Source organism: Pseudoalteromonas qingdaonensis, assembly GCF_038739665.1.
GTDB classification, from domain to species: domain Bacteria; phylum Pseudomonadota; class Gammaproteobacteria; order Enterobacterales; family Alteromonadaceae; genus Pseudoalteromonas; species Pseudoalteromonas qingdaonensis.
This window is the reverse complement of sequence record NZ_JBCGCU010000002.1, coordinates 164,225-179,790: the sequence shown is the minus strand read 5'-3', so window position 1 is coordinate 179,790 and position 15,566 is coordinate 164,225. Positions and strand designations below refer to the sequence as shown.

8 protein-coding genes are annotated in these 15,566 nt (G+C 48.4%); 3 read left to right on the top strand and 5 right to left on the bottom strand.

What is annotated here, in order from left to right; translation table 11 throughout:
- Window positions 1-16: 16 nt before the first annotated feature.
- Window positions 17-1,528: a tryptophan halogenase family protein gene (locus WCN91_RS02900; RefSeq protein WP_342676109.1), complete on the bottom strand. Its 1,512-nt coding sequence runs from the start codon at window positions 1,526-1,528 to the stop codon at window positions 17-19.
- A 62-nt stretch (window positions 1,529-1,590) separates the two neighbouring features.
- Window positions 1,591-4,389: a TonB-dependent receptor gene (locus tag WCN91_RS02895; RefSeq protein ID WP_342676107.1), complete on the bottom strand. Its 2,799-nt coding sequence runs from the start codon at window positions 4,387-4,389 to the stop codon at window positions 1,591-1,593.
- 655 nt (window positions 4,390-5,044) lie between these two features.
- On the opposite strand from WCN91_RS02895, the gene WCN91_RS02890 reads away from it, so the two are divergent.
- Together WCN91_RS02890 and WCN91_RS02885 are read left to right on the top strand one after the other, a co-directional pair.
- Window positions 5,045-6,661, top strand: coding sequence for an alpha-glucosidase family protein (locus tag WCN91_RS02890; RefSeq protein ID WP_342676105.1), 1,617 nt, complete (start codon window positions 5,045-5,047; stop codon window positions 6,659-6,661).
- Window positions 6,662-7,004: 343 nt separating this feature from the next.
- Window positions 7,005-7,133: a hypothetical protein gene (locus tag WCN91_RS02885; RefSeq protein ID WP_342676103.1), complete on the top strand. Its 129-nt coding sequence runs from the start codon at window positions 7,005-7,007 to the stop codon at window positions 7,131-7,133.
- Window positions 7,134-7,256: 123 nt separating this feature from the next.
- Here WCN91_RS02885 and topA read toward each other — a convergent pair whose 3' ends face one another.
- Both topA and WCN91_RS02875 read right to left on the bottom strand, forming a co-directional pair.
- On the bottom strand, window positions 7,257-9,908 hold the full coding sequence (topA, locus tag WCN91_RS02880) for a type I DNA topoisomerase (protein ID WP_342676101.1): 2,652 nt from the start codon (window positions 9,906-9,908) through the stop codon (window positions 7,257-7,259).
- A gap of 264 nt (window positions 9,909-10,172) precedes the next feature.
- Entirely contained in the window at window positions 10,173-12,872 is a 2,700-nt protein-coding gene (locus WCN91_RS02875) for an Ig-like domain-containing protein (RefSeq protein WP_342676099.1), read from the bottom strand.
- Between the two features lie 167 nt (window positions 12,873-13,039).
- Here WCN91_RS02875 and WCN91_RS02870 point away from each other — a divergent pair, with 167 nt between their 5' ends.
- Window positions 13,040-14,374 carry a dicarboxylate/amino acid:cation symporter gene (locus WCN91_RS02870; RefSeq protein ID WP_342676372.1) on the top strand — a complete coding sequence of 445 codons (1,335 nt, stop codon included), beginning with the start codon at window positions 13,040-13,042 and terminating at the stop codon, window positions 14,372-14,374.
- A 75-nt stretch (window positions 14,375-14,449) separates the two neighbouring features.
- Here the strand turns inward: WCN91_RS02870 and sohB are convergent, their stop codons facing one another.
- On the bottom strand, window positions 14,450-15,466 hold the full coding sequence (gene sohB / locus WCN91_RS02865) for a protease SohB (RefSeq protein WP_342676097.1): 1,017 nt from the start codon (window positions 15,464-15,466) through the stop codon (window positions 14,450-14,452).
- Window positions 15,467-15,566: the final 100 nt, after the last annotated feature.

Sequence of the window (15,566 nt, the reverse complement as noted above, 5' to 3'; positions counted from 1 at the left end):
CTGATTCAGGTGCGGATCAGCTGCCTTGTTTGGCGCTTTTCACTAAGGAACCGAGATAATCTTGGTGGCTCGGCATTTGTGCCACTGTGCGCTCAATTAAGGTGCGCAAACTGGCCAACAACTCGCTGCGCTGATCGGCGCTAAATTGCTCTGCCAAGGGATGATGTTGCTGCGGCCAGCAATTTTGCCCAAGCAGCACCTGCTGCCAGGCAACCTCGGCGAACAGCTCATCCTGATAGCGAAATACCGTACCCGTTTTTGCAAACAGTTCCAGTTTTTGCGTTAACGACTCCGGCAATTCCATGCTTTGGCAGTGGCGCCAAAAGGCGCTATCTTGGCGTTGATTCAAGGCATAGTGGAGAATGATAAAATCGCGAATTTGCGCCATTTCCGTACTAAATTGCCGATTATAGGAATCCCGCGCCTCAGCGCTAATTTCCCTGTGGGGGAAATGTTTAACCAGACGAATTATCGCCGTTTGAATAAGGTGAATACTGGTGGACTCCAAGGGCTCCAAGAAGCCACTGCTGAGGCCAATGGCCACCACATTGTTTTGCCACTGTTTGCGTCGCTGCCCGGTGCGAAATTTAATAACCCTGGGCTCGGTAATGGGCTTACCCGGCAGGTTTTCAAGCAACTGGGTCATTGCCTGCTGCTCGTCCATATACCGGGAGCAATACACCAAACCGTTACCCATGCGATGTTGTAGCGGGATTTGCCACTGCCAGCCACACTCGCGGGCGATGGCCCGGGTATAAGGTTTAGGGCTGTGCCCTTCGGGCAATTCGCATTGCACGGCAATGGCACGGTCGCACGGCAACCAGTGGCCCCAGTCTTCAAAGCCCACTCCCAGGGTTTGCTCGATAAGCAAAGCACGCAGGCCGCTGCAATCGATAAACAAGTCTGCTTCAATCTCGCTGCCGTTGTCGAGCGTCAGGGCGCGAATATCGCCTTTGTTATTCTGACTCACCTGCATCACCTTGGCATCTATGCGCGTCACCCCCATGGCCTCGGCACGCTCGCGTAACAATTGGGCATAAAGTGAAGCATCGAAATGATAGGCATGTTGGGTGCCGGGCAATTGTGTACCGGGTATCTGTGTCAAGGGTGTAAAACGCTCGGCTTTGGCAGCTTGATAATTTAATGAGTAATCCCACAGCGAGCCGCTGTAACCCTGCTCTTTTGCGGCATGAAAAATATGGTGGAAGTCACAAAAGGCAAACGCCTTACCGAGTGAGCCAAAGGCATGCATATAGCGCTCGCCCACCTGCCCCCAGTTTTCGAACTCAATACCCAGTTTAATGGTGGCGCTGGTGCGCTCTACCAGGGTTTGCTCGTCTATGTCCAGGGCCTGATTAAAAGCGACTATAGGGGGAATGGTGGCTTCGCCTACCCCTACTGTGCCAATTTGCGTCGACTCCACAAGGGTAATATCCAGACGCGCGCCCATCAGTTTTGCCAATAAGGCCGCACTAAGCCAACCAGCGGTACCACCACCGAGGATCAATACCTTTTTCACTTCCGCCATTATCCTGCTCCTGTGAAAAAGCCCTTGAAAATTCAAGGGCTTTTTTTAACTTCAGTTAAGAGTTATAGCTCATACTTGAAGCCCAGCAAATAAGTACGACCATAATCCTGGTAGTCACGTACTTGCAGCGAGTTATCACCTTGCAGTGATACAAACGGCTCTTCAGTGATGTTTTGCACCTGGAAGGTCATTTCCAAACCTTCTAAGCCGGCAATACCCGACTCGCCGAAGTCATAACCGATTTGCGCATCCCAAATGGTCTCGCCTTGGATAGCCACCTGATCGGTTGAGAAACCAGGGCCGTAGATGTCGCCTTTAAAGTCGCTACGCTTACGCATGCTGGTACGGGCGCTGAAACCATAACGCTCATAGTACAAGGTAAAGCTTTGAATACTATCAGACAGACCCGGCAGTTCGTATTCATCACCGTTAGGGGCTTCAACATCCTGCTCTACGCCTGTGTGGCTGGCCAGTAAACCAAAGCCTTCAAGCTCATCGGCAAAAAGGTTAAACGGCAGTGCAAGTGATAACTCGTAACCCCATAGGTCGCCGCCACCGCCATTGACTTTACCCGAGCCGGTCGCCGTGCTGTGCTCTGGCACTAGACCTGTGGCCGGATCGGCAATGCCGCTCATATCCGCTTCATAAACACCATCGAAAATCCACTCGTTCAGATCCTTGTAGAATACGGCAACAGAGAAGTAGCCTTCAGCGCTGAAGTAGTTTTCATAGCTTAGGTCAAAACCTGTTGCTTCTTTTGGCTCCAGTGATGGGTTACCACCAGATACAGACCAATAATTACCATTTTCATCAGGGCGTTCCGGATTGTATGAAGCATCGATAGAGGCATTCATTTCATCAAGGCGAGCCCGAGAAATAGTCTTGGCTGCACCAAAACGTACGGTTTGATCTTCTGTAATCGCGAAGTTCAGGTTGATGCTAGGTAGTAAATGTGAGTAATCATGGCTGATATCGGTTGGCTCCGCAACAACCAGGCCGTCAGCGTCAACGCTAAAGGCATAACCTTGTGACGACTGCTCGGTGCGTACATAACGCAGGCCGACATTACCTGTCACTGGCACATCACCCAAAGCGGCATCGATATTGGCTTGCACAAAGGCGGCCGTCACTTCTTCTTGCACCGTCCAAGAACGCGTTAAATGTTTAGAGTCGGTCAGACTCTCAGCCATCAGACTATAATAACCATCGTCAACAAGGGCGCGGGTGTCGTAAGCTATCATCTCACCCATGCCGATAAAGCTAAGATCGGCTGTGCCTAGACGGTATTGCTCTGGTACCACTAGCATGCCTGGGTTGCTCAAGGAGAAATCCGCAAGCGTCATATAGTAACCTTCAGACAGCTTGGTCTTTTCACGGTCACGGTAAGAGATACCAAAATTTATGCTATTGATATATTCGTTATCCAACAGCTTTTTGGCCGCTAGTTTTAACGTCGTCAGTTCATCTTCAACTTCTGGCGCATTAATAAAGCCATCTTGAGCGGTATTTTGATACTTAGTGCCAGTCAGACCGTAGTGATTATTTAATGCACCGCTGTTACCCCAAGATAGCGGGCTACCTAGTTGGATCAGGTTAAAGTCACTGTAATCCAGACCATGAGTAAACTGGGCACCTGTGTTGCCACTGTTGAAGGTGTAGCCCAAATCATCGGCTACGCCATTGTTGTCGCCGCGACCAGTACCCGAATAACTCTCGATACTCCATACCTGACGGTCTACTTCAGAGCGGCTGGCGTCGAATTCAAACGACCATTCGTCACTTACTTGATACTCAAGATTAAAACCAAACTGAGTCAGCTCGGCTTTACGCTCTTCAAAGTCGTTACGTACAACAACGCGCTGGCCTTCAGTGATAGCACTGGTAACAAATCCAGTTTCATCATCAACGGCCAGTGGTGTTCTCGTACCCTGACCCCAGCCAAAAGGTACCTCGATACCACGGAGGATTTTCTCATCAGAGAAATCAACGTACAGGGCGTCGAAGGTCATGTTTAGGTCGCTGGTCGGTGCATATTCAAGCACCAACATGGCCGAGTCGCGCTCTAGGGTAGAAGAGCGAACGAAAGGCTTGGCGCCGCCCAAGATAGAATAAGAGTTGCCATCTGGCGTTTCAACATCCGGGTAGCCCCAAGAGTTCCAACGCTTTTCCTGATTCGGAGAGCTCATTGAGGTGTACGCAAAAGCCACGCCGAAGGTGTCGTCTGCGAACTGATCTATATATGAGATGGTACCGCGGAAGCCTTTATCGTCGCCGTCCGGGTTTAGCTTATCAAAGCTGGTTTGCTCGAATTGACCGTTGAATTGGATAACCTGCTCGCCCTTGCTTAAAGGACGTACGGTTTGCATGTCGATAACACCGGCGATGCCTTCGGCTTCAATCGAGGCGCTCGGTGTTTTATATACGGTTACGCCGCTCATGATTTCAGAAGGATACAGATCAAACTCAACACCACGGTTATCGCTGATTGAAACCTGCTCACGACCATTAAAGGTAGTGGCGCTTTCATTTTCGCTAAAACCACGTACGCTAACGCGTGATGCACGGCCATCTAAGCGCTGGGCAGTTAGACCCGGTAGACGCGCGATTGACTCGGCAATAGATGAATCCGGTAGCTTACCAATGTCTTCGGCTGAAATAGACTCTACCACTTCATTGGCGAAACGCTTGGTGTTGATTGACTCGGCAACGCTGCGGCGGAAACCACGCACTTCGATCACTTCAACCTTTTGTTGTTCTTCGGCGTTCGCGGTATCATTTTCTTGCGCCAACGCGACATTGCTACTGGCAACCCCGGCGCTAATAAGCGCAAGAGTTAGCATACTTGGTTTGAACATAGACATACTGTTTTACCCCAATTAACCATAATGTGTGGCCGAACGAGGTGGAAGTTAGCGCTGCACCAAGTTGGCTCAAGTTGTTGTCATAAAAAATACTAACTCCCGTGCTAAATTAATAACAAATTTATGCATACGTATTCAGCCCTTAAAGCAGGCATTTTGTTAACATTAAACTTACAGATATAGTTACATCATTATAGCCATAACGCCAGTTTCCGCACCCTGCAGCCAGGGTGCATTTGTAAAAGTTTTGGGAGGTAAAAAAGCAGTCGCTTCCACAGGGTAAATGTTAATAAAAGTCCGACCTCTACTATCACCGTTTTGCCCCTACTTCAGCGGCTATTTATAACCTCAACCCTGTGTTAATTGGTCATACCAAATTGAACAAGCCCCACACTGGTGCGAAACCCATTCGCAACGCCCTAATTCTGTGCATTATTATTATTACCCTAATGGCAACTAACTATCCGATATTTACCATTGGTAAACCTTGTCTTGGGTTGACTCCTGCCCCTTACGCAGCCTAATAGGGGGGTTCTTCTAGGCTCTTTGCATACGTATCCACAGTGCATACGTATGCAGTTCTTTTACAAGCCTTTGTAGCTTGCCGTATGCTTTTCTAAGTTTAACTAACTTAGGTTTTCATCTGGAGTGTGATATGGCAAACCCACAATGGTGGAAAGGTGCGGTTATTTACCAAATTTATCCCCGCAGTTTTCAAGACACCAATGGCGATGGCATTGGCGATCTTCGCGGTATTATCAACCGCTTAGACTATATTAACGACCTCGGCGTGGATGCCGTATGGATCTCGCCATTTTTTAAGTCTCCGATGAAAGACTTTGGCTATGATATTAGTGACTACCGCGATATCGACCCGCTGTTTGGCAACCTTGCCGACTTCGATGAGCTGATAGCCGAAGCCCATAAGCGTGACATCAAGATTATTATCGATCAGGTATTAAGCCATACCTCAGATCAGCACCCTTGGTTCCAGGCCAGTCGTGAAAATAAAGACAATGACTTATCTGACTGGTATGTGTGGGCCGATGCCAATGAAGACGGCACTCAGCCGAACAACTGGTTGTCTATTTTCGGCGGCCCGGCATGGCAATGGGAACCTCGTCGCGGTCAGTACTATTTGCATAACTTCTTAACCGAGCAACCGGATCTTAACTTCCATAATCCGGACGTGCGTAAAGCGGTGCTCGATAATGTTGAGTTCTGGCTGAAAAAAGGCGTTGATGGTTTCCGTTTGGATGCCATTAATTTCTGCTATCACGATGCCCAGCTCCGTGATAATCCGGCCAAGCCGAAAGAAAAGCGTCAGGGTCGCGGCTTTAGCGAAGATAACCCGTACGCCTTCCAGTACCACTATTACAATAATACGCAGCCGGAAAACCTTGAGTTTATGCGCGATATCCGTGCCCTGCTCGACAAGTACCCAGGCACAGTAGCGCTGGGTGAGATCTCTTCGGAAGACTCCCTAGCTACCATGGCCGAGTACACCTCAGGTGGCGACAAACTGCACATGGGCTACAGCTTTGAGTTACTGACCAACGACTACAGCAGCGAATATATTCGCACTACGGTGGAAACCTTAGAAGCACGCATGCTTGAAGGCTGGCCCTGTTGGGCATTTAGCAACCATGATGTGGAGCGCGTTGCCAGCCGCTGGTCAGCAAATGGTGAAGTACAGCCACAGCAGGTGAAAATGCTCACCGCACTACTGGCGTCACTGCGCGGCAGTGTGTGCATGTATCAAGGTGAAGAACTGGGTCTAGGCGAAGCCAGCGTGGCGTTTGAAGACCTCCAAGACCCCTATGGCATCACCTTCTGGCCAAACTTTAAAGGCCGTGATGGTTGTCGTACGCCTATGCCTTGGCAAGACACTGAACAAGGCGGCTTTAGCAGCGCCAAGCCTTGGTTGCCACTGAGCCCAGCTCACTTGGCAAGCAATGTGGCCACGCAACAGCAAGAGCAGGACTCTATTCTTAAGGCCTATCAAGAGTTTATGCACTGGCGTCGCACCCAAAGCGTATTGCTTGAAGGTGATATCGCCTTTATTGACAGCGAGGAGCCAATTTTAGCGTTTCGTCGCGAGCATCTGGGCGAAACCCTGCTGTGTTACTTCAACCTGGCAGCACAGAGCGCACAGATAGAGCTAGAGGCACAGCCTGTGCAGCAGTTTAACGCGCTTAGCCATCACACAGGTACGCTTGAGGGTAATACCTTGACTCTGCCTGGCTTTGGTTGCTGGTTCGCCGCACTTTAACTGAGCTTTAAAACGGTTACTATTTTCACAGTTACAAGCGTTCATCTCTAAGAGCACCCTAAGGTGCTCTTTTTTTGCGATAAATCTCCCCAGGATAACGGCGATTTTCTTTATCCTAACGATAAAAATAACTCACTTTTCTAAGTACCGACACTGAGCTAAAAATACAGCCAGGTTGAATGGTTTTGCTCTGCACAGCCATGGCAAAGATAAACAGACCCTAGAGGATAAGAATATGAAATGCCAAGTTTTAAGTGTGTTATTTGCTATTAGCTTAAGCAATGCTTACGCCAGTGATGATTTACCAGTCGCCCCCGAGGAGACGCTCAAGGAGTACACGCAGATGTGCTTAGACTGGGCCAGGGAAGATGACATCGACGAGCAAAGCTTGTACAAGTACGTGTTGGACTGCGTCAACGATGAGTTGACCTCTGCGGGCTATCAAACAGTAGAAAAAGTAGATATCAAATAACCACTTAGCCTATTCATGGCAAGCGTGTTCAAGCGCTTGCTATAAGCCTAGGGGAAAATTAAAGCCGCTCGGGGATCCCAGAGCGGCTTTTTTTATAAGGAGTTAGATGAGCTTACTGCAGCCCTATTTAGCCTTTTTAGCAGCGGCTTTTTTCTTTTCTTCAATAACCCATTTGCCATGTTCAAAGGTTGCCTTCCAGCCCGTGGCCTTACCATCTACCTCTGTCATCACATACTGAGACTTGGTTTTGCGGCTAAAGCGGACAATCGCCGGGTTACCATCCGAGTCCTCACTAGGCGCGTCGGCAAGGTAATAGAATTTCGGTGAAATTCGGTCACGGAAGCGTTTCAGCTCTTCCACTTTGGGCGCTCGTGTTTCCCTTGATTTCGGGAAGGTCGAAGCGGCAAGGAAGATGCCAGCGGCGCCGTCGCGTAACACAAAGTAGGCGTCCGACTTCTCACACACTAACTCCGGCAGGTGCACAGGATCTTCTTTCGGCGGCGCCGGCTCGCCGTTTTTTAACAGCTTACGGGTGTTTTTACACTCTTCATTGGTACAACCAAAATACTTACCAAAGCGACCGTTTTTAAGCTCCATATCGTTGCCACATTTATCGCACTCGATAATGGGGCCATCATAGCCCTTGAGCTTAAACTGCCCCTGCTCGATGATATAACCGCTACAGCCCGGGTTATTACCACAGACATGGAGTTTACGGCTTTCATCGATAAGGTAGGAGTCCATGGCGGTTTCACACTTAGGACAACGCTTCATCTGCATCAGGGTGGAGGTTTCTACGTCTTCCACCTCGTCGGCGTTCACCGCTTCCTCACCTGGGGTAAGATTCATAGTGGTAGTACAGCGCTCTTTCGGCGGTAGGTTGTAACCGGTACAGCCTAAGAACACGCCGGTCGAAGCGGTACGAATACCCATTTTACGACCACAGGTCGGGCAATCGATATCGGTCTCCACCATCTGATTTTGTCGCATGCCGCCTTCGGCTTCATCACCAGCGGCAATGCTTAGCTGGCTGCTAAAGTCGGCATAGAAGTTATCCAGTACTTGAGTCCACTGACGCTTGCCCTCGGCGATATCATCCAGACGCTCTTCCATCTTGGCGGTAAAGTCATAGTTCATCAGCTCGGTAAAGTTCTCAAGCAGACGATCGGTAACGATTTCACCCATTTTCTCGGCAAAGAAGCGACGGTTTTCAACACGCACATAGCCGCGATCCTGAATGGTACTGATAATAGACGCATAAGTAGAAGGACGACCAATACCACGCTTTTCAAGTTCTTTAACCAGGCTGGCTTCGCTGTAACGCGCCGGCGGCTTGGTAAAGTGCTGCTGCGGATCAAGTTCGACCAAGGACAGCTCGTCACCCACAGCCAATGCCGGCAGCGCCTGCTCTTCTTCATTCTTCTTACGCACCGCTGGTTGCACCCGAGTCCAACCATCAAAACGCATTACGCGACCCTTGGCTTTGAGCTCAAAGTCACCGGCCTCAACGCGAATGGTGGTTAAGTCGTATTGCGCCGGCACCATCTGGCAGGCCACAAACTGGCGCCAGATCAGCTCATACAGCTTCTTAGCATCGGCATCGACGCCTTCAACGTGTCCTGAAAGTATATTGACATCGGAAGGACGAATGGCTTCGTGCGCTTCCTGCGCATTGCCCTTGGCGCTGTAGATATTCGCTTTTTCCGGTAGGTAATTGGCACCGAAGTTATCGTTAACATAGTCGCGACACATGTTGATGGCGTCTTGCGACAAATTGGTCGAGTCGGTACGCATATAGGTGATATAACCGGCTTCGTACAAACGCTGCGCCAACATCATGGTTTTCTTTACGCCATAGCCTAGGCGCGTACTGGCGGCCTGTTGCATGGTCGAGGTAATAAAGGGCGCACTTGGGCGGCTTTTACTTGGCTTTTCTTCGACTTCGCTGACCACATAACGGGCGTCTTTTAACTGTGCCGTCGCCGCATCGGCCTGCTCTTTATTAACGGGTTTGAATGCCTGACCTTGTTGTTTACTCACCAACAGGCGCAGGGCTTCTTCTTTCGCGCTAACATCGGCGTGAATATCCCAGAATTCCTGAGGGATAAAGGCTTTGATCTCGCGCTCGCGTTCAACCAGCAATCGCACGGCAACTGACTGCACACGACCGGCAGACAAGCCACGGGCGACCTTTTGCCACAGCAGCGGCGACACCATAAAACCCACTACACGGTCGAGAAAGCGACGGGCTTGCTGCGCCTGCACCATATCCGTGTTGAGCTCGCCAGGGGCTGAGAAGGCTTGTTGAATGGCATTTTTGGTGATTTCGTTAAACACCACACGCTTATACTTGTCTTTATCGCCACCGATAATCTCTTCGAGGTGCCAAGCAATGGCTTCCCCTTCTCTATCCAAATCGGTTGCGAGATAGATTTCATCGGCATCTTGGGCTAGCTTTTTCAGCTCCTGAACCACCTTCTCTTTACCGGGAAGGATTTCATAATGGGGCTGCCAGCCTTTTTCCGGGTCTATGCCCATACGCGCAACCAGGTTTTGGTAGTCACGTGTCTTTTTATAGGCCGCCTTTTCCTGTGGCGCCATTTTGCGAACTTCTGCCGGAGTCTTGCCTGCAGGTGCTTTGGCTTTCCCCGAGCCAGACGTAGGTAAGTCGCGGACATGACCAACGCTGGACTTAACGATGAAGTCCTTACCCAGGTATTTATTGATTGTTTTTGCTTTTGCAGGAGACTCTACAATGACTAGCGATTTGCCCATAATAGTCTAAGTTGACCCATCTCTTATATATAATGACTGCCCTTTTCCTGGGCACGAATAAATATAGGTATATCTACTATCACCCATTGTTACAAGCTTTAACACTAAACTTTTATTCAATCAGTGATTTTTTAACCGTTTGTTGGCTTGGTTTTAACCAATACGAGAGGTAATTCCAGCTTACGGTCTTGATAATGCCGCGCAATATATAGTAATAAAAACAAAAATGCCAACCGCTAGGTTGGCATTTTCTATAATTGGCGATTAGCCTTCGTCTTTAATTGTGACGAGTTTTTTAACACCAACTAAGCCGCTTGGGGTTGTGTATTCAACGCTTAGTGACCCCACCGCTTTCCCATTAGGGTCGGTCTCGCGAGAAATCGTTACCCCAATAGCCAGAGGCATAATGTTGTTTGTGCTCGGTACGGTATAGCTAGTTGTACCACTAAGGACGCCATTATCTGCGCTAAGAGTAATCTGCGTGCCTGCTGGTAACGGGTTATTATGCACATCGGACATATACACATCAACGTCGATCACTTCGTAAGGTGTAGAGCTAGAAATGTCTATACCATTGATATCACAAGTATTTAGTGTATCGCTAGATTCAAGGCTAATAAAGTCAGTTTCCAATACAGCTTGACAGCCTACATTAGGCATAGGCGTTACGGCACGGAAATAAGCTTCACTGCCTGACATCACCATGACCAAATCTTCACGCACATCAACCAAATCACGCGAACAATTATCAAGTGTTTCATCTTGGCACAACAGGCCGTTGTATATGCCGTTACCCTCGTCAAACACACCATTAAGAGAGTCATTGGCTTCTTTATCAAAGAAAATTTCGTTTTCTCCACCATTTGATGTCAAAGGATCAGCCGGTGCTGTAGCACCATCGTAGATACCATTTTCATTGTTATCCACGAAAGCCTCGGAAAGATCCGCCAATACGGCATCAAATTCGCCAGCATCGAAGCGACCATTGTTGTTCAGGTCAACAAAGCTTTCTTCACCATTTGACATAGCAATGATGGTTGCACGGCCACCAAGAGGGCGGTCTATTGGCGCTAACAGGCCTTGATTCAGTGCTAAATCCTGACCACTTTCATCCAGATAAGCTTCAATGTTGCCGGCAGCATCTAAGCGTGATTCACGAATACCATAGGTACAAGGTGCGGCAGCGCCAAACCAACGATCACACTTATCAGCTACGCTATTTTTATAGATGCTATGATGGTAAGGAATTGGGTTTTGACTACGCCACTGAGCGTTACAAACGCCGTCAACAGTACGACACAATAGCTGCTCGGAGAGGCTTTGCCCATCAATAGTGCCTACAGCACCACCCTCTGTAGTGATATAAACCTCGGTACCATCTGGCACAAAGTTGTTGTATTTATCGGCAGCTAAAACCGTCAGATCTACGACAACATTCGCTTGATTCAATGCCTCTGGATTTAGTTGCGCAGCAGCCAAGGTAAAGCTGTTTTGGTCGGCAACGCCCGTTGTCACGGTTACGCCGTTAGATAAAGAGGTCAACAACTCCTCAGTGCCACCATCGACCTTCAGATGCGATGCTTTTACCTTTAATACCCCTGCGGTCAGACCCGAACGCACAGTAACCATCACGTCACCATTATTATTGGTAAATTGTGATGTGCTATCGATAACGGCGCCACCTGGGTTTTGCGTCAGTTCAAAGTTCATTTCTTTCTGCGGTACAGGATTACCACTAACATCCAGTAAACGGAATGTAAGGACACTTAACTCTTTTAAGCTTTCACCACCGGTACCCTTGATTGCTAACACTGGGTTAGTGGCACCTAAGTACTCGATAGAGCCAGTTTCAGCGACGGCGACGGGCAATGTGACCGATGCGGTTTGGCCCGTACTCAAAGTAGCTGTAACCACGTCATCACCGTTACAACCGTTAGCACGATAGGTAGCATTCGCTTTACCACCAATACTAGTTACAACCTCATCTATCGTTGCTAAGGGAGGAGTAGACGCGGCGCACGAAGAAGTGAACTTCACATCAACTGGGGTTGTGAAAGACTCACCCGTTGATAGCGCTAAGTTAGCTGAAATAATAGTTGTAGAGCCTGCAGCCAATACCTCTCCTTCTGCCAATCCGGTGTCAAGAGTCATAACTAGCTGCACCGCATTGATCTCAAAAGAGGTTGTTTGAGACGCGTCAAGTACATCCACAGTTACCTGACCTGTGCCATCGTCATTACCTGCCGAAAGGTTAAGTAAAGCGATACCAAAGTTATCAGTACGAGATTGGCCATCTTGCTCTAAGATGTGACCTTTAGTCGTCACACCGGTTACGACAGCTCCTCGAATCGGCGTAGATGAATTGTCTCGTGTCACTTTGATAAAGACAATTGCAGGCTCAGTTGAGAGATTGTCATTAAGTTCACACTGAGTTGGATCAAGTTCTACTTGAGAGCGATCAACATCACGCCAACCATCTGGACAGTTTTGTAGAATACGAATATTCAGTGCTGCTCCGTCTTCGGTGGTGATTGGTTCATCACCCGCGGTTACGAAACCTAACTTTGCCGAAACATTCTCATAGGAAGCCACAACAGTACCAGCGCCTTCAATCGTACCAGCTTCTAGCTTGATTGTGGCAACACCATCAGCGTTAGTTTTTGCTGTACCCGTTGAAGGATCGAAGCTTCCTAGTGAAGTGTCAAAGTTAACAACTTGACTGACAACTGGATCACCCTCAGACGTTTTTACCGTAGCCAAGATTTCCAATGGCTCATCGAAAGTTACCACGCGGTCTTCAAATTCAATTGTGATGGTATAAGTGGTAGTGACTGTGCCACCAGTTCCACCGTTACCACCACTTCCAATCTCACCATTTCCGTTTGATTCTAAACTGCCACCTCCACCACAGGCGACGAGAAGCAAACTCAATATTGATGCACAGAGCAATCTCATAAAACGCATTGAATTCTCCCTTACGTTTATTTTATTTAAATTATTTTACTTAATACTAACCTAAGCTGCAGAAAATACGCATTCATTTTTAAAAAAACTTCTCTTTTTTCGCTGCATTAAAGTCACTTCACTGATAGGCTATAGCAAAAATATTATAATGAAGTTAAATGTCATTTATGTCTTCACAAGGTTCATTAAGTCTCACCACACGCATTATGCTGGGTATGGGACTGGGAGTATTTGTTGGCTTCCTATTCAAATTTATCCTCGGCGGTGAAAAAGAATTACTCTTGAACTTAGGGCTTTTTTCCCTGCCAATTAAAGCATTTTTTGTTGATGGCCTGTTCCATATCGGCGGACAAATCTTTATCGCCAGTTTAAAGATGTTGGTAGTGCCCTTGGTGTTTGTGTCCCTGGTTTGCGGTACTTGTAACTTAAGCGATCCAAAAACTTTGGGGCGCTTAGGCGGTAAGTCCATCGTTTTGTACCTTGCCACTACAGCCATTGCCATTACCGTTGCTATTACCCTGGCGCTACTGTTTAACCCAGGTGAAGGCATTGCCCTGCCCCATAATGCCAGTTTTGATGCTAAACAGGCACCGACCCTGGCGCAGGTGATCATCGGCATGTTCCCAACCAACCCCATAGATGCAATGGCCAATGGAAACATGCTTCAAGTAATTGTATTTTCACTGCTTTTTGGTGTCGCCATGGCGCTGAGCGGCGAAGCGGGACAACGCCTGAGCGCAATTTTTGAAGACCTAAATAATGTGATTCTTAAGCTGGTAACCCTGCTTATGAATATCGCCCCATACGGGGTATTTTGTTTGATGGCAAAACTCTTTACCACCATAGAAATCGCACTGATCTGGAGCCTGGCCAAATACTTTGGCGTGGTGCTTTTGGCCCTGGCCATCCATGGTTTAATAAATTACTCGGTTATCTTCAAAGTCTTTACCGGCCTAAGTCCATTTAGATTCCTGGCGCAGATGAAAGACACCTGCTTGTTTGCCTTTAGTACCTCAAGCTCCAGCGCCACCATGCCGGTGACCCTTGAGACGGCAACCAAAAAGCTGGGAGCCAGCAACTCTGTGGCTTCTTTTACCGTACCTCTGGGCGCCACCATTAATATGGACGGCACCGCTATTATGCAGGGTGTTGCCACCGTATTTATTGCCCAAGTCTTTATGGTTGATTTAACCCTATCCGATTACCTTATGGTTATTCTGACCGCAACTCTGGCCTCGGTAGGTACAGCTGGGGTACCGGGAGTTGGCCTGATCATGCTGGCCATGGTACTTAATCAGGTTGGCCTGCCAGTAGAAGGTATTGCCCTGATCATAGGCGTTGACCGCCTGCTGGATATGACCCGCACTGCGGTTAATGTGACCGGCGACTGTATGGTGACCTGCGTGGTGGCCAAGTCCGAAGGTCAGCTCGATGAGGGCGTGTTTAATGACTTAGAATCGGCCAAGGAGCTGGAAGAATATAAGCCCAAGGCTAAGAGCTAATACATAAAACTAGTCGGTTTAATGTTCAAAAAAAAGCCTCGCAACACGCGAGGCTTTTTTAATTCACCTTTAAAATTAAGGTCTTAAGCTCTTACTTTTACTCCAAAGACGCATCCCAAGCTGCTCTATGGTAATGGCAAAATTCTTTGCTACCTTCTCCGCCAGGCCTTTTTTCTGCCTATAGGTCACTTTGTAGGCTTGGTAGTCCCGTACCAGATTCAATAGCTCATCGTCGCTGGTGCTGATTCTGTCCACCAGCCCCTTATCCTTGGCATCAAGAGCAAACCAGTGCTCACCGGTGGCCACTTGCTCCATATTCATACCTGGACGATGCTGAGCCACAAACTGCTTAAATAAGGCATGGGTTTGCTCTATTTCTTCACGGAACTTTTCCCGTCCGGCATCGGTATTTTCGCCAAACAGGGTCAGGGTGCGCTTATATTGACCCGCGGTGATCTGCTCATAATCAATATCGTGCTTTTTGAGCACCTTATTAAAGTTCGGGATTTGCGCAATCACACCGATAGAGCCGACAATGGCAAAAGGCGCTGCGATTATTTCATCGGCCACACAGGCCATCATATAGCCACCGCTGGCGGCAACCTTGTCTATAGCCACAGTCAGCTTAATCTCAGCGTCTTTAAGGCGTTGCAATTGCGATGCGCCAAGGCCATAGCCATGTACCACACCACCGCCGCTCTCTAAGCGCACCAGCACCTGGTCTTTGTCCTTATCCGCCAAGCTGATAATGGCGCTCACTTCCTGACGTAAAGACTCAACTTCATGGGCATCCATTGAGCCTTTAAAGTCAATAACATACAGCTTACCCTTGGTCTCTTTGTCCGACTCTTCCTTAGCCGCTTGTTTACGTTCTTTATTAAGTACCTTTAAGGCCTTTTTATCCAAGGTGTGCTCTAAAAAGTCGTCCTTTATCTGCTTCATCTGCTCGGATAAATCATCTACTTCCAAAGTGCCGGGCTTAGTTTTTGGCTTAGCCGCGGCGCCAACGATAAGCGCAATAACCACACCTATGGCCACCACTATGGTCAGAGCCTTAGCCAAAAACAAGCCATATTCAAACAAGTATTCCACTGAAATTCCTCTTAAATTAGATTCTGGCAATGTAACACAAGGTACCGACATAAAAAAAGCCGCACCCTTGAGGGTACGGCTTAGTTACCTGCATAGTCGC

What these genes read in the sequence shown, in the direction of transcription:
- topA (WP_342676101.1), bottom strand. Translation starts at nt 9,908, where the DNA reads ATGGGCAAATCGCTAGTCATTGTAGAGTCTCCTGCAAAAGCAAAAACA.
- WCN91_RS02885 (WP_342676103.1), top strand. Translation starts at nt 7,005, where the DNA reads ATGTGCTTAGACTGGGCCAGGGAAGATGACATCGACGAGCAAAGCTTG.
- WCN91_RS02890 (WP_342676105.1), top strand. Translation starts at nt 5,045, where the DNA reads ATGGCAAACCCACAATGGTGGAAAGGTGCGGTTATTTACCAAATTTAT.
- WCN91_RS02870 (WP_342676372.1), top strand. Translation starts at nt 13,040, where the DNA reads ATGTCTTCACAAGGTTCATTAAGTCTCACCACACGCATTATGCTGGGT.
- WCN91_RS02875 (WP_342676099.1), bottom strand. Translation starts at nt 12,872, where the DNA reads ATGCGTTTTATGAGATTGCTCTGTGCATCAATATTGAGTTTGCTTCTC.
- WCN91_RS02900 (WP_342676109.1), bottom strand. Translation starts at nt 1,528, where the DNA reads ATGGCGGAAGTGAAAAAGGTATTGATCCTCGGTGGTGGTACCGCTGGT.
- WCN91_RS02895 (WP_342676107.1), bottom strand. Translation starts at nt 4,389, where the DNA reads ATGTCTATGTTCAAACCAAGTATGCTAACTCTTGCGCTTATTAGCGCC.